The sequence below is a fragment of the Algoriphagus algorifonticola genome (assembly GCF_007655305.1).
In the GTDB taxonomy this organism is placed as follows: domain Bacteria; phylum Bacteroidota; class Bacteroidia; order Cytophagales; family Cyclobacteriaceae; genus Algoriphagus; species Algoriphagus algorifonticola.
Map to the genome: position 1 here is coordinate 1 of NZ_VLOG01000024.1, position 20,022 is coordinate 20,022.

The 20,022-nt window shown below is 39.8% G+C and carries 9 protein-coding genes; 4 read left to right on the forward strand and 5 right to left on the reverse strand.

The window, feature by feature from the left end:
- Window positions 1–4,692: glycine-rich domain-containing protein (locus tag FL972_RS19375; protein WP_317129925.1), on the forward strand; the 4,692-nt coding region annotated here is incomplete at its 5' end.
- 201 nt (window positions 4,693–4,893) lie between these two features.
- On the opposite strand, the gene FL972_RS05475 is transcribed toward FL972_RS19375, so the two are convergent.
- Window positions 4,894–9,228, reverse strand: coding sequence for an AsmA family protein (locus FL972_RS05475; RefSeq protein ID WP_144604073.1), 4,335 nt, complete (start codon window positions 9,226–9,228; stop codon window positions 4,894–4,896).
- 1,045 nt (window positions 9,229–10,273) lie between these two features.
- A complete protein-coding gene (locus FL972_RS05480; protein ID WP_144604074.1) occupies window positions 10,274–11,308 on the reverse strand; it encodes an RluA family pseudouridine synthase in 1,035 nt (344 codons plus the stop codon).
- A gap of 54 nt (window positions 11,309–11,362) precedes the next feature.
- On the opposite strand from FL972_RS05480, the gene FL972_RS05485 reads away from it, so the two are divergent.
- Window positions 11,363–12,286, forward strand: a complete 924-nt coding sequence (locus tag FL972_RS05485) for a 1-aminocyclopropane-1-carboxylate deaminase/D-cysteine desulfhydrase (RefSeq protein WP_144604075.1) — start codon at window positions 11,363–11,365, stop codon at window positions 12,284–12,286.
- On the opposite strand, the gene FL972_RS05490 is transcribed toward FL972_RS05485, so the two are convergent.
- From FL972_RS05490 to FL972_RS05500, 3 genes are all read right to left on the reverse strand, one after another.
- Entirely contained in the window at window positions 12,270–12,905 is a 636-nt protein-coding gene (locus FL972_RS05490) for an AlbA family DNA-binding domain-containing protein (protein ID WP_144604076.1), read from the reverse strand. The genes FL972_RS05485 and FL972_RS05490 overlap by 17 nt on opposite strands.
- 5 nt (window positions 12,906–12,910) lie before the next feature.
- Window positions 12,911–14,956 carry an excinuclease ABC subunit UvrB gene (uvrB, locus tag FL972_RS05495; RefSeq protein WP_144604077.1) on the reverse strand — a complete coding sequence of 682 codons (2,046 nt, stop codon included), beginning with the start codon at window positions 14,954–14,956 and terminating at the stop codon, window positions 12,911–12,913.
- Between the two features lie 63 nt (window positions 14,957–15,019).
- Window positions 15,020–16,165 (reverse strand): lipoprotein N-acyltransferase Lnb domain-containing protein, encoded by a 1,146-nt coding sequence (locus FL972_RS05500; protein WP_250161292.1) that lies wholly within the window; start codon window positions 16,163–16,165, stop codon window positions 15,020–15,022.
- 91 nt (window positions 16,166–16,256) lie between these two features.
- Between FL972_RS05500 and FL972_RS05505 the strand changes: the two genes are divergently transcribed.
- Complete coding sequence (locus FL972_RS05505) at window positions 16,257–18,548, forward strand: T9SS type A sorting domain-containing protein (protein WP_144604079.1); 2,292 nt, start codon at window positions 16,257–16,259, stop codon at window positions 18,546–18,548.
- A gap of 72 nt (window positions 18,549–18,620) precedes the next feature.
- Window positions 18,621–19,934, forward strand: coding sequence for a gluconate:H+ symporter (locus tag FL972_RS05510; RefSeq protein ID WP_144604080.1), 1,314 nt, complete (start codon window positions 18,621–18,623; stop codon window positions 19,932–19,934).
- Window positions 19,935–20,022: the final 88 nt, after the last annotated feature.

The following is a 20,022-nucleotide window of genomic DNA, read 5'->3' on the forward strand; positions in this document are numbered from 1 at the left end:
TCTTGCTCAGGCACTCCTTTTACGGTCACAGTTACAGTCAGTCCTAGACCGGCTATTAATGACTATAATATTTCAATTTGTACAGGCTCAAGCTTTTCAATTACGCCTTCAAATGGAACCGATGGAATAGTCCCTGCAGGAACTACTTATTCTTGGACTGCACCTACTGTTACAGGAGGAATTTCAGGTGGCACTTCGGGAGGAGGATTGAGTAATATTTCTGGAACATTGGTTAACCCAACGGATTCACCTCAAACTGCAACTTATACAATCTCAGCAATTTCGGGTACATGCGCAGGGTCTACATTTACAGTGATAGTAACAGTAGATCCTATAACGGCAATCACCTCACATCCATCCACTGCATTGGATATAGAGTGTTTTGGTGATGGATTTGAGCCTTTAACGGTAACTGCTGTTGGAGGAGGATTAACTTATCAATGGTATAGAAACACGGTCGCATCAAATGTCGGTGGCACAGCCGTTACGGGAGCGAATTCGGCATCTTTTACTCCACCATCTACTACACAAGGATCTGCATGGTATTATGTGGTTGTTACCGGAAATTGTGGAACAGAAACCTCCGATGTTTCCGGACAACATTTAGTAACTCCACCTATAACAACCATCGCACAACACCCAGACACAACAAATCAATCAGCATGTTTAGGTGGTTCCTTCCCTACTCCCACTCTTACTGTACAAGCCTTAGGAGAAGGAACTATTACCTATCAATGGTATAGAAATACTACAAACTCAAATACTGGAGGTACTTTAATTCCTGGAGCTACAAGTCCTAGTTATACACCTCCAACTGATAATGTGGGAACCACATATTACTATGCCACAGGCAAAAGTAATTGTGGCACTGTTCCAACTGATGTTTCAGGAGCATTTACAGTAACCCCACTGACCACCATTGATACCGAAAACCTAGCTTCACAAACAATCTGCTTCGGATCAAGTTTTGCTCCGATTTCAATCGCAGCTACAGGGACAGGGACTATAAACTATCAATGGTATTCCAATACAGTTGCTGATAATTCGACAGGAACACCAATATCAGGAGCTACTTCATCTTCATATACTCCTCCTTCAGGAACAGCTGGCACTAGTTATTACTATGTGGTAGTTTCAGGCGATTGTGGTCCCGACCAAACATCATCGGTTTCCGGCCCCATGACAGTCAACGCACTTCCAACTCCAACATTTGAAACAGCGCCAACAGGCCAAGTATGTGTGGGAGCGTCTGTAACTTATACAACACAATCCGGACAATCTAATTATGTTTGGTCTGGATTTGGGACTGCAGGTACAGATTATACGATTTCTGGAGGAGGCATTGGTACAACTGATCATACTGTCACCGTAACTTGGTTAACATCAGGAACCAAAAATATATCTGTTCGATATACCGACACAAATAATTGCGCGGCTACTGTTTCGGCTACCAATTCACTTGTTGTCAATTCATTACCTACACCCACTTTCACAACAGTACCAACCGGTCCGGTTTGCGTAGGAACATCGGTTACTTACACCACCCAAGGAAGTCAGAGTAATTACAATTGGACTGTTCCCGGAACAGCTGGTACCGATTACAATATAACTGCAGGTGGAATTGGAAGCACAAACTCTACAGTTACCTTAACTTGGCTAACATCTGGTTCGAAAACTGTAACAGTTGGATATACTAACTCAAATAATTGTACAGCTACTACACTAGCCTCAAATACCCTTACAGTAAATGCTCTACCTGTTCCAACATTTACTACTTCACCAGGCCCATTGGTTTGTCTTCAGCAGGATGTTACGTATACTACCCAAACTGGTAAATCAAATTATGTTTGGTCCCTTCCAGGAACAGCTGGAACAGATTATACCATTGTTTCTGGAGGGACAGGAAGTTCAAGCTCTTCTGTGACTGTAAGGTGGTTGACTACTGGATCAAAAACAGTAACTACCAGATATAGGGAACCCTCAACAGGATGTACAGCTACTGCTAACGCAAGTTCAACTACGACAGTGGAGCCATTTGCAACTGTAGGCCTTCCCACTGCGTCTCCTGCTTTTCCAACTCCAAATTATCCAACGGTTTGCCTCAACTCCCCAAGTTTAAGACCATTCGTTCAAGCAACTACAGGAGTATCAAGTATTGGGACTCCGACAGGTCTTCCTGCAGGAGTAAATGCAACTTTTAACCCTTCCACTAACAATATTGAGTTTTCAGGTACTGTAACGGCTCCAGCTGGTCTTTATAGCTATTCTATCCCACTAAACGGGAATTGTATAAATGGACTTGCTGCTACAGGCACAATTCATGTAGTTCCTACTTACGAGATAACAGCTATTTCTTCAGTTTCTGCCACTACATTGGGAGGAAATGCCACAGTGTTTTTCTATGGCAATTCCAGTACAATGATCAATGGAACCTATGATGTATCCTATGAAATACAGCAGGCAAATGGGGGTTTTACTACGCACAACACGACTGCAACTGTAACCAATGGAAGAGGAGTATTCAGTACTATTCCAATAAATAGTAATACAGACACATATACAGTAAGAATTATCAGTTTGAAAAAATCTACTGATCTTTGTACTACCTCATTCACCGATAGACCTACTACATATTTTGGAGTATGTTCTGCTGTCTATGGAGCTAATAGCTCATTTACAGTACCTGCGAATGTATACAGCATCACTATCGAAGTATATGGTGGCGGAGGTGGGGGCGGAAGTCATGGCGGTGGCGGTGGGGGATACTCCATCCGACAGAATATTCCTGTAGTACCCGGAGAAGTTTTGGGAGTATTTGTAGGTACAGGCGGTGGAAATGGAGTTAATGGAGGTACTTCCTATGTAACTAGAGACTCTAATGACCCTGATATTCTAAATACTAGTTTGGTATATGCTACTGGTGGCAATGGAGGTAATGGAGCAAACTCAGCAGGAGGGACTCGCGATCCAAGGCATGGCGGTAGCAATGGAGCAAATGCAAATGGAACAAACGGTGGAAATGCAGGAGGTCCTCTAGGGGGGGCAGCAGGAACTGATGGAGTAAATGGTTCATCCCCTGGAGGCGGTGGAGGAAAAAAAGCAGGAAATAGAGGTATCGGAGGAACGGGTTTAGTCATTATTTCTTATTCCTGCCCAGATGCAGATGATACCGACTGCATAAAGGTTATAGATGATGGATCCAAATCAGGAACAACTGTTTTAGAGTTTACATGTGATCTTACTTGGACAGCTCCAGAAGGATTAGCAGAGTTTACTGTATACGTGGGTAGTGCAGGAGGTGGTGGAGGTAGTGGTGAAGGCTCTGGTGGTGGTGGCTCTGGGGCATTAATCAGACAGACGTTTACTACTTCTAATCCGTATGGATTGCCAGCTGGTACCAGCTTTACAATTGGGGTTGGAGAAGGTGGTCCCGGAGCACCAACTGTTGACGCAAATGGGTTCCCTGGAGAAGCCTCAACTTTTAGTGGGACCATCGATGGATCCCCTATCAATATTTCTGTCCCAGGAGGAGGAGGAGGTGCCTCTAGAGCTAATAATCTAGGGGGAACAGGAGCTTCAGGAGGAGGAGGAAGTGCAACACCGGCACCAACTAAATCCGAAGATCGTGGCGGAACTCCCATCAATATCACCTATAATGGACCAAATTCTACCGTCTATCTTGGAAACCCTGGAGGCGATGGAGATTATAGTGATCCTCAAAATTCCGTAGCTGGAGGAGGTGGTGGTGGACTTACTCCTTGGAAACCCGCACCTGCTGATGATGGTCAACATGGTAAAGCTGCCGGTAATGGGCAAGGTGAAGGGGGAAGAGGTGGCGATGGAATTGTACTTACTCTTGGGGACTCATTAAGATACTTTGGAGCTGGAGGTGGTGGAATCGGTAGGTTCTTCAATGGAACAGACAAAATTGGGGAAGGGGGATCCGCAGGTGGTGTCCGGATTGGGGGTAGTGGCAATCTAAGTGGAACGAACCCAATTGGAGGGCCCGGAACCAATAAAACCGGATCAGGTGGTGGGGCCGGCTATTTTGGTGGTGGCAGAGGAGGAGACGGAATTGTCTATATCACATTCCTCAACTTCCGAATCCTCGAAGTAGAATATCTCTACTTTGAAGCTTCCTATTTGGAATCTGATCAGAAAAGCTTACTTAAATGGGCTACTTCTAAGGAATGGGAAAACTCTCATTTTGAGATTGAACGCTCCATCAACGGTGTAGCTAATTGGCAAAAAATAGGTACTGTTAAAGGACAAGGTTATTCCAATGAATCCGTAGAATATCAATTTAAGGATGAAAACCTGCCTGCTTCAGGAGGAATTATTTACTATAGATTGAAGCAGTTCGATTTTGATGGAAAATTCGCCTACAGTAAAGTGAAATCTATTCAGGTAGAACCTATCTCAGGAAATTCATACTGGGTTGCTTACCCTAACCCAAGCAACAGAAATGAGCCGGTTAGTCTATCACTTCTAAATACTTCAGTTTATAATGATGAACCAATTGTTATCAGGATATCTGATGCCAGAGGAGTAACCGAAACATATACTGTTAGATCTACAGAAGAGGTTTCTGAAAAAGTTAATTACCATCTCCGAGATATTGATCATGGCTTATTCATCATTCAATTGATCTGGGGAAATCATCAGCAACAAATCAAACTGATTAGGAAATAGGTTTAAAAAAATCTGATTAACGGCAATCTTGCCACTTACCTTATTTCTTTGCTTGACCGATCGAATACTTCAACTTCGCTCAGCACAGACGATCGAAGTCAGAAGCTTTCGGATTCTAATTCTTTCAACTGATACTCCCTTTTACTTTTTTACATATTGAAAAAGCGGGTAAGCATATTAAAAAATTAAAAGAGGAGGATTTTATTCCTCCTCTTCTTTTCGCCTCACTGGCATCTGAGGTTGCCCTAATCCCATACTTCCTTTCAATCCTGTAAGGGTTGCTTTCCACCAAGTATTGAAAATAAACTTGGTTTTATCTCTTTTAAAGTAAATATCAGAGGAAACAATATTTCCCAAAAGCCTTCTTGGGTTGTTATTTTTAATCAATGTATTGGCTAAAAATGATTCAAATGCCACTTTCCCAGTCCCTTTTTCCAAAGTCAGGGAATCCAATAAATCCACCTTCAATCCTTCATATAAAAAGGTCATTTTTCCAATTGCCTCTTCATCTGTCAATCTGAAGTACCAATCAGCCGAATTCACTTTTCCAGATCGGGCTTTAACAAACGCTCCTTTACTTAAAATATCATTGACATATTCTAGGGGCATTTCTCCCATTTTGAAAGATAAATTAATAGGAGATCCAGCTGAAAAGTAATAGGTAGAGTTCATTTCAACTTTCCCTTCTCCCATCAAGTCGGTCGTCGCAATTACCTTGAATGAATCAATAGGGTGCTTCTCTCCTTCCAAACTCATGGCAAATGGGACAATGGAAGCATTCATCTCATGAAAACTCACTTGACCAGGTAGCTGAGCCCCAGGAGTAAACTCCTGATATCGTATTAAACCGTTTCTTAACTGAATGGAATCTACCAAAGCCCGGATAGATGCATTCCTTAATAAATCCTGAGGCATAGGTTTGTAGGCATTAGGTCTAATAGGCAATCGCTTGTCCCTGAATACATCCAAGCGCATCCCATCCAAATTAAGCTTTTTTGCTTGATAGCCTTGGTTGGCAAAAATGCGTTCAAAATTTAAGCCTTCAACTTCTATTCTATCCAAAAAGAGATCAATTGCATCTGTTTGAAAGCCCTTTCTCCTCAAGTAATTATATCTACCCATAGCTGGCCTAAATCTCACTTTGTCAAAAACTAAATTCTCACCCGCGTAGGAAAAACTCCCAATGGAAAACAGCTCCATACTATCCGGTAAATAATAATTGTAATCTTTGAGACTAAACTCCAACTGCTTCTTAAATAGTAATTCAGGGCTGATATTTTCTTCCAAATTCAATAAATCAAGATTTAGCTTCTTTAATGAAAAATCAACATCCTTGAAAGCCAGTCCATTTAATGGATCTTTTGATTTTGAAAAAAATTCAAAATTACCCTGATTCAAGTTGATGTTTTGCAGCATTATTGAATTAACAAGGCCATCTTTGAGCCTAAACTCTTTCAGGTTTTCTTTTTTTATTTGGGTTGATGAACTGTCCAAAAAGATTTTAAAATCAGGTTTCAAAATCCTCAATTGAGTTAAATCAAAAATTCCTGATTCCTGAATTTGCTCTAATTCATTATTTCTTAGGCCAATTTCCTGAATTTTCCCCTGAAAAACCGGGCCATTAGTTAGATTCAATGGCTTCAATGGCAGGATTTCTATCCCAGACAGAATGGTCTCATCTTGCTCAGTATCAAAAGTTAAATTAGACAACCTTACCGAATGGACACTATCCGGCAGAGCAAAAGAAAAGTCCTTGATCCCTATGGAAATTTGCTTAAATAGCCCGGATAAATCCATCTCTCGATTGGCTTGCTCATCCAAATAGAAGTCTGCAACTGTGATGTCAAAGGAGGTTTGAATAGATTGAAGATCGGTTTGACCTTGTATATAATTCAATCTGAAATCTGAATTCAAAGCACTTATCTCGCCAACCTTGATGAAGTCCAGGCTCCTCCTTTCGCGCTGATTTATAGAACTATTTTTGGACTCAATAGCAGGATTTATTTCAATATTTATGGTACTACCAACAACATTCAGCTTATCCAAATCCAATCGGTTGTCAAATAAAAAGTCTTCTAAATCTATTCCTTCAAAGCTCACCTTCGGCAATACGAGTGATAAAGACAGCTTACTTCTCAGGTTATCACCCGGCATCAAGCGTAAAGTATCAATAACCAGCGTTCGGTTTTTTGTATTAAAAACCAAATTACTGGTCGTAACATCATAATCTCCTCTCGCCAGAGAAAAGGAGTAATCAGCCAAATTCAATATGATCTCGTCCGAAAAGAAGGTCTTGGATTCATCATAATTACCTTGATTATCCATATAAAAACCTTTCAGAGTAAGTGATAAATCTTCTTCCACGAAACTAATCTCCCTTCTTCCCGAAAGATCTGAAAAGTTGAATTTCCCTTCTTGAAAACTGACAGAATCAATGGAAACTTTGGCAAAATAGGACTCCAATAATTCTCTTATCCCTTCAGCAGAATCCAACTGATTTGCCTCTCTTTTTTGAGATCGATCTCTGTATTTGGTATAGGTAAGTTCAGGTTTAGGAACCAAAATCTGTTTGACGTATAATTCCTGATCCAGTAAAGCCTTTTTGATATCAACTCCCTCTACACGAAATGAAGGCACCTTCAAGTCAACTGCCACAGTTTTTTTATAGGTGTCTAGCACAGATTGGATATTCGCCCGAGATTCCGGTTTCAGAGAAAAATTCTGAACATCGATCAGTGATTTTTTAGAGTCAATAATAATTTTATCGGCACTGAAAATGTGTAAGTTATCCCTCAGTTTGAGCTTGTACTTATCCAAACTTAAAATCATTTCATCCGCCAAAAGTATATCCCGAAGTTGCATGGCAGTGTCAGGTGAAAAACGGACATTTTCCAAAAACAAACTGAATTGGTCAAAACCTATATCATCAGATCGAATACCTGATTGATTTTGAAACTGCACCTCTCCTTGCCTCAAATCAAATTCGCCAATATTCAACTCATTTAGATAACCCATTAGAAGAGAAGCCCCCCTACCCTTTCTTTCCTCTATTCCTGAGTCCTCTTCCAAATCAGTTACCTGTACTTTGGGAGAAATAATTTCCAACTTCTCCACATCCAAGACACCCTGATTATAAAGCTTTTTCAAATTTGCCTCAGAAAAAAGTAATTCATTCAGCCTAATATCAATCAACTGATGTGGCCTTTTGATTAAAATAGTACTGTCTCTTGGCTTTATTTCAAATCCCTGAACCTGAATTCTATCTAAAAAAGAAGAAGCCATTACCTTTTCCCCTTTGATTAAATGAACCTGATCTGACAAATACAAGGTCAAATCTCCCAACTCCATAGAAGCATCCTCTCCGTGGAAAAACTGATTATTCTTTCTGCTCTGATCATCTCCCAAGTAAAACTTGACCATTTTGAAATTCAGATCCGAAACCTCAATTCTATTTTCCAGAGTATCTTCCAAGTGATAGGTCAAAAATTTTCCTTTATTAATGGATAATTCCTTCACATAGAAAGACTTTAACAAGCCAGTAATCAAATCATTTAAGTCACCATTTTGATTTTGATTCTTTTTAGGATTATCAGATCGGATCACCTTAAAATCCGGACTGTTCAAAATAATCTCATCGATTTCCAAATCCGACTCCATAAAGGCCTTATTCAACTCTACATTACCTACCCGAAGTTGGTCAAGGTCCATATCATAATAGGCAAAACTCTCAATCGACTTATCTGATCTAAGCTGGAATTTCTCAATCTGAATTTGGTTCTCCAATGAAGTAACAAATACCTCATCGGCATATATGGTGTGGACGCCATCAGGCAAGAGAAACTCAACCTGATCCAAATCAAATTCAAATCCCTTTGCATTGAAAGGAGTCTTCCATTCTTCGGAACTGGTCCAATCAATATCCTCAATGATCAATCGAGTGTTTTTTGCATTGATAGACTTTTGACTCAAAAAGTTTAAAAAGAATAAGTCTGCATGATCGATTTCTACTCTATTGATAAAAATCCCTCCAAAAGGAATTCTTTGAATACTTTTCTTGATTTCATTTTCCAGTCTCTTTACTTGGGAAACTTTTAAGCTATCTCTCTCTTTATTTGAAATGGTGGACTCGGAAAGCTCTAAGCTGAGGTTTGGATTATCCAGTTTAATATTCCCTATAATAAAAATCTTTTCAGACCAATCGTACCAAATATTTTTAAGGGCTAATTCATCTAAAGTGAAATCAAATAAAACTTGATCTTCACTGGCATTTTCAAGACTCACTGGCCTCATGATTATCCCATTCAGGAAAACACCTCTGCGAAGTAGGGAAAAGTTCAACCGATTGAAATCAACCTCATATACTCCGCCAGTTGCTTCATTCAATTTAGTTCTAGTCCAATTGACTAAGAGGAGGTTAGAACCGAAATAGATTAAAAATTCCAGGAAAATTAAAGCCAGAAAAACTATCATCAACACCCTCAATACCTTCTTTCGAAGAGGATGCTTGGATATTTTTTCTTTGAAGCTCTTAATCATAGCAGGATTTTAGACCAAAATAACTAAATACTCCAACAAAAAATAAAAAAAGCAGCCCTCATCAGACTGCTTTTAGCTGTAGGAGAAGGATTCGAACCTCCACGGGGTAGTTAGGCAATAGTCCGGTTTGTTCCATGCTTTATTCCGATTTCCCCACCCCCGAGACAGGAGGGCTTGTCTGCCAATTTCAACATCCTACATTATATCGTTTCGCTTTTCATAGCGATTAAAATCAAATGAAGGCGAAGATTAACTCACATTGTCTGATTGCTCATCAATGTCTCCACTGCTTAATCTTCGCTTCTTTTTCCCCGCCTTTTACAGAGAAGTGATAAATGGTTTGAGAGCTTCATATTTATTAGATGAATAACAAAACTCATTAATCGATACGTCAAAATTAGAAAAACCTCCTATTTATTAAAATTTTGATAACAAATTAATCTATTTTTTACAGTATTTTTATTTAAACATATTTTTTGTTCATCTTTTTACAACTAACCCTAAGAATTTCACTTGATGATTATGGATTTGTTAATTCCTATTTTGAAAATCGTGAATGAATGGCGTTTCTTTTAAAAAAGGGCATAAAAAAAACCATGAAACATAATCTCATGGTTTTAGTCAATTAACAATAAACCCAAAATAACCTGCTGTAGGAGAAGGATTCGAACCTCCACGGAGTAGTTAGGCAAATTTACGAGCTCGCTAAAATGCTTTATCCCACGGCCTCCACCCTCGAGACAGGAGGGCTTGTCTGCCAATTTCAACATCCTACAGTATGTGTGTGAACTTTTAGCTTGTTTGCTGTTCCAAATATACGGCGATCAAATTATTTTTTGCAAATATTTTAAAGTTTACAGTGTTTTTTTATAGATTATTTAATGAAATCGATTGAAAATTAATGATTAGATAAATTTAGACTTGAATACATCGCTCTTATTGCAATATTTTTAATCTGAATCTCAATTTTTACATTATTTGCATCAAACAGGGGTTTATTTTTGATTTATATCAAAGGAATGTAATCTAAACTGTGGTTTTTTGCTTATTCGTGAGTCACATAGGATTCCCACTTTTCCAAAACTGCCAAAAAATCCTCTGGTAATTCAGATTCAAAGAATAACTTCTCCGCTGTCTTAGGATGAACAAAACCCAGAGACTTTGCATGCAAGGCCTGGCGTGGGATGATATCAAAGCAGTTTTGAACAAAACTTTTATACTTGGAAAATTGAGTTCCTTTTAAAATCCTATCTCCACCATACATGGAATCATTGAAAAGCGGATGCCCCAAATACTTCATGTGCGCTCTAATCTGGTGCGTTCTTCCGGTTTCCAACCTACACTGAATTAATGTCACATATCGTAGACGCTTGATCACTTTCCAATGAGTAACTGCATGCTTTCCCTGTGAACCATCCGGAAAGACATCCATTACTTTTCTGTCTTTTGCACTTCTTCCAACATGGCCTGTGATAGTCCCTGAGTCTTCCGCTGGTTCTCCCCAAACAAGGGCTATATACGTTCTTTCTATGGTATGATGAAAAAATTGAGCAGCCAAGAAGGTCATAGATTCCTCGGATTTGGCTATCACCAAAAGACCAGAAGTATCCTTATCAATTCTGTGAACTAATCCAGGCCTTCCCTCATTGCCTTTCATTTCAGGCAAATTTTGAAAATAATAAACCAACCCATTTACCAAGGTTCCTGACCAATTTCCATGCGCAGGATGAACCACCATTCCCGCTGGCTTATTGACTACCAGCAAATCATTGTCTTCATAGATAATATCAAGAGGAATAGGCTCAGGAATGACCTCATTATCCCTAGGGGGTTTTGCAAACATTACCTTGATTTCATCCCCTGGTTTAATCTTATAATTAGGTTTGGTTGGCTTTCCATTGACCAAAACCCCACCGGATTCAATGTTTTGTTGTACCCGGTTTCTAGTGGCATTTGCTACCTTTTCGGTTAAAAATTTATCTATTCTAGTGAGCGTTTGTCCTTTGTCAACATTAAATCGATAATGCTCATATAGTTCGATTTCTTCGTCTTCAAATTCCTCTTCGGGTAGCTTATTCATGCAACAAAAATACAAGGATGAAAATTAAGTTTACCAAAAGCCTTAAATTCCCTCATGATTTTAGCAAATCCAGTGGTCAATCAAGTGTTGGATCACCCACTCTTAGAGTCAAAAGGAGTGGAGCTGGCCATCAAACGACTTGACCTGATTCATCCCACAGTTTCTGGAAATAAATTTTTTAAGCTGAAATACAATCTGGAAGCCGCCAAAAAATCTGGTTCAAAAAAGATACTCACCTTCGGAGGAGCCTATTCAAACCATATATATTCTACTGCGGCGGCAGCATTTCAAGAAGGCCTTGAATCTATCGGAATCATCCGGGGAGAAAGAATCGAGCCTTTAAACCCTACCTTGAGTTTTGCGGAAAATCACCATATGCAGCTTGAATTTATCAGTAGAGGAGAGTTTAGAAAAAAAGACCAACCTTCCTTTATTGAAGGATTGAGAGAGCAATTTGGAGACTTTTACCTGATCCCTGAAGGGGGTACCAATGCAACTGCTATTCAGGGAACCTCCGAAATATTAGACAAGGAGGACAGTTACTTCAGCCACATAGTTTGTGCCATTGGAACAGGAGGAACCTTTGCTGGTTTGGCAAATACCCTTTTAGAGCATCAGCAGTTATGGGGTATATCTTCCCTTAAAGGTGAGTTTATTCATCAGGAAATAAAGAACCTTCTTTGCAACTTTAGCATTTCTCCTAAGGGTATATATAAGATTTTCTCCAAGTATCATTTTGGAGGTTATGCAGCTTACCGGCAAGATTTGATTGATTTCATCTGGAGCTTTTATGAAAATTTTGGAATGGTCTTAGACCCTATTTACACCGGAAAATTATTTTTTGCCGTTTGGGATTTAATCTCAAAAGATCAATTCGAAAAAGGTTCTAAAATTCTGCTGATACACAGCGGAGGGCTTCAGGGAAATGAAGGTTTTGCAGAAAGAACTGGAATCAGACTCCCTAATTCTTCAAAGTAAAAAAGTCCTCATTTTCCTGAGGATGAACTTTCAATACATTCGCCAGCACCAATCGAACAAGGGTTTTGCTGGCTAAGAACTTGGGCAACTTAGCAGCTTTCATAAAGTCTTGGAGGGTAATTTTTCCAGACTCCTCCAATAACTTCATCAGGATTTCTTCTTTTTGACCATAAGTAAAAACTATGTCCCTGGGATTTCTACCTTTCCTCAAAATCTCCCAAACTTCCTTACTAGCCTGAACAGTGCGGTCTGCAACCCTTACAAATGCCCTTTTTCTATTTTGATTTAAAATATAATGTGGCCTTTCTTGGCTTTTAAAAACCTTAAAAAGAGCAACCCCTTTTTTCTCATTGATTTTCACTATTTCCAGTTCATAGGGTAAGGCTGGAAAAATCAATTCTTTTATAGCCTTCTGCATCACAAAGACTTCTTCCTCTATATATCTCTGTCCACTAACCGTCCCATCATCATCCACTCCAAGCAGTAAAACCCCACCTTCTGTATTTGCCAAAGCAATCAGTTCTCTCACAATTTTATCAGGAAATGCAGCTTTTTTCTTGAACTCAAGAGTCAGCCCTTCCCCTTGTGAAGCCAATATTTTTACCTCTTGAAGTGTCATTATTATCAGCTTTTTCCAAGGCCTCTATTCAACTCCTCCAAGCGGCTCTTTTGAGATTGCCACTCATCTCTCAGCCTTGCAGCTTCCATAAAGTTGAGCTCTTTCGCAGCTTTCTCCATCTGTTTTTGAGTTTGAGCGATCAATTTCTCCAACTTCTCTTTACTCAAATACTGCACTACAGGATCGGCCGCCAGCTGGCTTTCACTAGGCATTGGCTCCGCGTATACTTTTGCATTCTTCTTAGAATCCGCCACCTTCGTTTGACCCATGATTTTATCTCGAGACTTGATAACAGTAGTAGGAGTAATGCCGTGCTCCTCATTGTAAGCAATCTGAAGCGCCCTTCTTCTTTTGGTTTCATCAATGGCCATTTGCATAGATTCAGTGATTTTATCCGCATACATGATCACTCTACCTTCAGAGTTTCTTGCTGCTCGTCCGATCGTCTGAACCAAGCTTCGCTCATTTCTCAAAAAGCCCTCTTTATCTGCATCCAAAATCGCAACCAAAGACACTTCTGGAAGATCCAGCCCTTCTCTCAATAAGTTGACTCCAACCAAAACATCAAAAACTCCGAGTCTTAGCTCTCTGAGAATCTCGACTCGATCCAATGTCTTCACTTCCGAGTGAATATATCGGGATTTGACTCCTGCCCTTTCCAGATACTTTTGAAGCTCTTCAGCCATTCTCTTGGTCAAAGTGGTAACCAAAACTCTGGCATCTGTCTTAATGGTTTGATCAATTTCCTCCAACAAATCATCGATCTGATTTAAGCTTGGTCTCACTTCAATGGTAGGGTCCAGTAATCCTGTAGGACGAATAATCTGCTCTACCACCACCCCTTCGGTCAAGGATAATTCATAATCCGCAGGAGTAGCAGATACATAGACAACCTGATTGGTTAAATCTTGGAATTCATCAAATTTCAAGGGTCTATTATCTAAAGCAGATGGTAATCTAAAACCAAAATCCACCAAATTGACTTTTCTCGACCTGTCACCTCCCCACATAGCCCGCACTTGAGGCACCGTGACATGGCTCTCATCAATTACCATTAAAAAGTCATCCGGAAAATAATCCAACAAACAGAATGGTCTCATCCCTGGACTTCTTCTGTCGAAATAGCGGGAATAATTCTCAACCCCAGAGCAATAACCCAACTCCCGAATCATCTCCAAATCAAATTCAGTCCTCTCCTGCAGCCTTTTAGCTTCCATAAACTTCCCCTCTTTTTCAAAGAAATTAACCTGGGCTACCATATCATCCTGAATTTCTTTGATGGCTGTTTGTATGGTATCTCTTCCAGTTACAAAGAGGTTTGCAGGAAAAATGGAGATAATCTTTTCATCATTGAGTTTTTTTCCGCTTTGCGGGTCTATTCTTTGAATCGCTTCAATTTCATCACCCCAGAAGAAAATCCTGTAGCCCCAGTCCGCATAAGCCACAAAAATATCCACAGTATCACCTTTCACCCTGAAGGTACCATGTGTTAATTCCTGATGAGTTCGGGAGTATAAAATATCGACCAGTTTAAATAATAACTGATTCCTAGGAATTCTGTCTCCCTCCTGAATCCGAATCACATTCTTTGCGAATTCTTCAGGATTACCAATACCATAAATACAGGACACTGAAGCAACAACTATTACATCTCTCCTTCCGGTAAGCAAAGCCGATGTGGCACTTAGCCTAAGTTTTTCAATCTCTTCATTGATCGAAAGATCTTTCTCTATGTATGTTCCGGAGCTGGGAATAAAGGCTTCCGGCTGATAGTAGTCATAATAGGAAATAAAATACTCGACGGCATTCTCAGGAAAAAACTGCTTAAATTCTCCATACAGCTGAGCAGCCAAAGTTTTATTATGACTTAAAACCAAAGTGGGCTTCTGAACCTGTTGGATTAAATTGGCAACGGTAAAAGTTTTCCCTGAACCGGTTACACCCAAAAGCACTTGAGCTTTTTCGCCTTCGTTTACTCCACGGGCTAATTCCTCAATCGCCTGAGGCTGATCTCCGGTTGGCTGATAATCAGAAGTAAGTCTAAATTCCATATGCTTATGTCGAACTTACCCAACACCCAAACCCTAGTCAAAAGTTTTCTACTTCTGAATATTCTAGGCTTTTATCGTTTTATATTTTGAAATATTATAATACAGATAATTGGTTCTGAGAATGATCACCAATAAAATCGGGATTAGGCTAGGATGAAAAGATTGCCATCCTAAAATCCAGAAGACCACTGCTGCATCTGCTAAAATCAAGGCTGCCAAAAGGTATTTCCTAACCCAGAGCTTCAAATTTTTGGAAAATAGCGCAATTGCCAGAAACAAATGACCCGGAAAAGCCCAAAGTATGTTCCAATTCCATTTAGTAGCCGAGTGATCTGTGGCAAACCAGAGTAAGAAAATAACTATACCTAGAATTCCTAGAATAGAAAATAGAGCTATATCAAAACCGATAAATAGCTTTTTTCTTTTAAAACCGATATAGGTAATTACTGAAAATAAAACAGCTACCAACCAAAACAACCAATAGGGATTGAAAGCTCCTATAACTCCCTGTTCGGGTTTAGGAAAATCCAAAATAACATTTGTCTCCTTGACTAAAGGCCTGGTCGGACCATCTCCCTGAATCTCTGCTCTCGCAAAAGCTTCTTCCATATAATCAGGTAAAAATTGCTCTTCCTGAGGAGAAGCAACCCGATCTATTACAGCTCCCAGAGCGAGATCAATTCCTAAATCAGCCCACGGCATTCTCAAAACATACTCGTCTATCAAGTCCCTGAAAGTTTTTTCTCTTTCTTGTACCTGCTCATCATTCCAGATCAATTGATCTCCCAAAACCAAATCCATCGCATCACGGATTCTTGTAGCACAATTATCAAAGAAGAAATCATATCTATAATAACGTCTTTCCGGTAAGTAATTGACTTGTAAAAACTCTACCATGTATTGCTCCTGCTCCGTATTGAGATCTAATACTTGTTCACGGATCGCTCTTTTTTCACCCGCATAAGTAGTAATAAAGTCAGCGTAGGTACTGACGCTTAACATATAGTCTAATTTTCCTCCCGCAAATTTTCCATAGAAATTTGGGGTATTGAAATTGAAGGTTCCATAATTGAAAACATAATCCGTCCCATTGACATTATCAAAAACTCGGATTGCGCTATGACCATAGGCCATATATAACTCATCTCCTGGATCGCAAGTAAGAAGACTAATCCTATATAACTGAGCCTGAACACTTCCTAAGCTCATGAATAACAGGAAAATAATTAGACCTAGAACTTTATTTTTAGCTATCATTTAACTAACTTAAAAGGCTTTTTAAATACTTTTTAATTGTGCTATGGGATACTGGGACAAAAAGTTGGCCCTTTTGGCGTTTTTGAACGGTCGAATATACAGGATATTGTCGGCAATAGCAGGGCTTTGCCTGCTCCAATTAGTTGCCAGCGCACAGGAAATTAATGCATACAAAACCATTTCCAGCGGAAATTTTTCTAATATATTGATCTGGAATGTCTTTGACGGATCTACTTGGATTCCTGCTACCTCTCTTCCAGATAGCTCCAATGATATTTATATTGATCAAACTCATACACTCACGCTCAATCTTAATGCAGCTGTAAAAAATATATTCATCAATTCTGAAACGGGCGCAGGACAAAAACTACGGCTCAACAGCTTCAATCTGGATATTTACGGAAGCTTACAGGCATTTAGTGGAGCTGCTCCAGGCACTCCATCAGGGACTTGGAACAGTCAAAACTGGATTGGAAATTCTTTCAATAGCACCATTACCTTTAAGGGAGAGTCAAGGATTATCATTCCCTTAAATGCATGGAGCGGATTCAGTACGAATAGTAGGTATTCTGTAATTTTTGATCCCGGTCCAGGTGTGGAACTGATTATAGAGGAACCATTCAAGGCCCTCAGTTTTACAGTCAAATCTGGAACTCTCCGGCAAAAGTTGGATCGGAATGTTTTTCCCAATTTTTGTCCAACTCTTTCATTTAATACTGAAACTACTGTGTATGGAACTGGGCCATTTGGTGTTTTTACAATTGAGCCTGGGGCAACTTTCATCACTGACTGCAATGCGAATATCATTTTCAGATCTAACTCCAGTAGCGCGGGTCTTATTGATCTTCAAGATGATGGAATAATGGTTTTGGAAGGAACTAACCCTAGAATTGAAGCTGCAAATTTTCAACTGAATGGGAAAATCATTTTTCGGGGCGGAGATTCTCCTAAAAATTTTCTGAATTCAAGCTTTGCCGACGCAGGAATACCAAACAGAATTCATGATTTGGAGCTGCAAGGAGTTCATAATCTCAATTTGCCTACTGAGCTCTTCATTTCTGGAAATATGGTCAAAACCGGGACTGGAAATTTTTTATCTAATAATTCCCACATTTTTGCCGTAGGACCTAGCGAGCAATATATTGGTCCATTTCCCATAACGGTTTCTAGCCTAACTATCCAAAAAACAGGAGGACGAATTCGAGTAAGTGATGATCTGACAATTACCAGGACATTATTTATGAACTCTGGATCATTGGACTTAAGTGGGAATATCCTTTCAATTAACAGTTCTTCTCAAGGTGGGATAAATTATTCTGGAGGAAGCTGGAGAAATGCAGCCTTGTTTAGATATCTCAACATTCCAACTAGCCTTAATGAGGTCAATGGAACATTCCCTTTTGAAGACACAAAAAATGGAGGAGTTAGAAAAGTCCAACTCTTAGGAAATACAGCAGGAGGAAATCTGGAGATTCGATTCACAGAATACAAAGGAGCTGAATACAATTCCAATTTTGATGACTCTGATGGAACTCCAATTCTCTACAGGCTATTTTCTTTCTTCCAGTTTTCAGGCCTTAATCCAAGTTCGAATCCAATGGAATTGAGAATTTCCGCAGATCAGTTGATAGTGGATGATGTAGATGACCTGAGAATAGTAGGCACTGGATATGCCGCCCAAGGAAGCCATCTGGACGGTTTAGACCCTAGTCTGCTCTGGGCTAGAAGACTGATTCAGTTGGAAGATTTAGCCATTGGCAATTATACGGTTGGCAGTTTCCGAACATTAAGTATTCTACCTGTAGAATGGATCAATTTTGAAGCGATCAGAAGAGGGTCGGAAGTTTCCTTGAATTGGGAAGTTTTGGGTGAACAGGAATACACATTTGAGATTTATAGATCAGATGGGAATATTTCAAATTGGAGATTAATTGGATCTGCTTCAAAAAGCCTGGCAGGAGCCAGCCTATTCCAATTTTCAGACATCAATTTTTATAATCACGAATCCTACTATAGAATCAAATCTTCCAATCAGGAAGGGCAGGAATCCTGGAGCAATACCGTAAGAGTCATTCCACTACCTAAGACTCATTCTTCTGTTAAAATTTATCCTAACCCATATTTTTCGGGTCCTATTCATATTGAAATTCCTGAAAAAGAAAGAAATACTGCCCTTGAGGTTGAGTTACTTACATTTACCGGTGATAAAATTTATGAAGGAAGAATCGGCTTAACAGATCTGGAAAAGCTACTAACCCAAGTTAATCCAGGGAATTATATATTGAGAGTTTCACAAAACAATAATTCTTGGGTGATTCGTTGGATTCGAAAATGAGATACTGTTTGATCAAACGCACAACGGAATAGCACATTTTTTTTATCTTGAAATCTCAACCCAACCTAACCTATGACCATTTTCCTTGTGCTGCTCAGTATCGCTATTTTGGTACTGTTAATCGTCTGGGCCAAATTAAATCCCTTTTTGGCTTTCTTGATAGCTTCCATCACCGCCGGCTTTCTTTTAGGCCTTCCTGCAGATCAAATTGCCGGTTCCGTGCAGAAAGGCATGGGAAATCTTCTGGGAGATTTAGTCATAGTGATCGTCATGGGAGCTATGCTTGGCAAACTCGTCGCTGAAAGCGGTGCCGCTCAAAGAATTGCCAATACCTTGATGAATATATTTGGTGAAAAGTACATCACCTGGGCCATGGCATTGACAGGTTTAATCGTCGGGATTCCACTCTTTTACAATGTGGGTTTCGTACTCCTTGTTCCTTTGGCTTTTACCGTCGCTTATCAATACAAAATCTCAGCAGTGTACGTGGGGATTCCTTTACTCGCTGCGCTATCGGTCACCCATGGATTTCTTCCTCCACATCCCTCTCCCGCTGCATTGGTTGCTCAGTTTGAGGCCAATATGGGGCTAACCTTATTCTATGGGTTTTTAATCACCATCCCTACCGTTGCTATTGCTGGGCCTATTTTCGCAACGCAACTCAAAAAGGTTGAGGCTAAACCCTTGAAGACATTTCAGGCAGAAATCAAAGAGGAAAAAGATTTACCTGGAAATGCCAATAGTTTCATAACAGCTTTATTGCCCGTCTTTTTATTGGTAGGAACTACAGCCATCAGCCTGAACTGGGAGACTTCAGGTGAGCTAAATGAACTGATCGGCTTTATTTCTAATCCTGGGATAGTCATGATTATTTCCGTGTTGATTGGCACCTATACCTTAGGATTGAGAAGAAGATTTTCCATGAAGCAGCTGATGTCCTTATATACCGATGCTACCAAAGACATCGCAATGATACTCTTGATTGTCGCTGGAGCAGGAGCTTTGAAGCAGGTTTTCACAGATACCGGGGTGAGTCAGGTCATTGCAGATGGTCTTAAAACCTGGCAAATGCACCCATTGATATTGGCTTGGCTTATTACTGCTATTATTCGAGTCTGTGTGGGATCGGCTACTGTGGCAGGTCTAACTACAGCAGGCATCATAGCTCCTCTAGTTACAACTATGAACGTGGACCCCAATTTACTGGTGCTATCCATCGGAGCAGGAAGCTTGATGTTTTCTCATTTCAATGATGCGGGATTCTGGATGTATAAAGAGTTTTTCAATGTAAGTATCAAAGACACCATACGAACTTGGTCTTTAATGGAGACCTTGGTTGCTGTCATAGGATTAATAGGTGTCCTTATTTTGGATATATTTATATAGAAAAACAAGGAAGTATTTTATTTAATCTGATTATCCGCAATCATGCCAGTTGCCTTATTTTCCTTGCTTGACAGGTTGGAAGACCGAT

Bases quoted from the DNA above. Each gene is read 5' to 3' on its own strand.
- FL972_RS05475 (WP_144604073.1), bottom strand. From the start codon at position 9,228: ATGATTAAGAGCTTCAAAGAAAAAATATCCAAGCATCCTCTTCGAAAG.
- FL972_RS05480 (WP_144604074.1), bottom strand. From the start codon at position 11,308: ATGAATAAGCTACCCGAAGAGGAATTTGAAGACGAAGAAATCGAACTA.
- FL972_RS05485 (WP_144604075.1), top strand. From the start codon at position 11,363: ATGATTTTAGCAAATCCAGTGGTCAATCAAGTGTTGGATCACCCACTC.
- FL972_RS05505 (WP_144604079.1), top strand. From the start codon at position 16,257: ATGGGATACTGGGACAAAAAGTTGGCCCTTTTGGCGTTTTTGAACGGT.
- uvrB (WP_144604077.1), bottom strand. From the start codon at position 14,956: ATGGAATTTAGACTTACTTCTGATTATCAGCCAACCGGAGATCAGCCT.
- FL972_RS05500 (WP_250161292.1), bottom strand. From the start codon at position 16,165: ATGAGCTTAGGAAGTGTTCAGGCTCAGTTATATAGGATTAGTCTTCTT.
- FL972_RS05490 (WP_144604076.1), bottom strand. From the start codon at position 12,905: ATGACACTTCAAGAGGTAAAAATATTGGCTTCACAAGGGGAAGGGCTG.
- FL972_RS05510 (WP_144604080.1), top strand. From the start codon at position 18,621: ATGACCATTTTCCTTGTGCTGCTCAGTATCGCTATTTTGGTACTGTTA.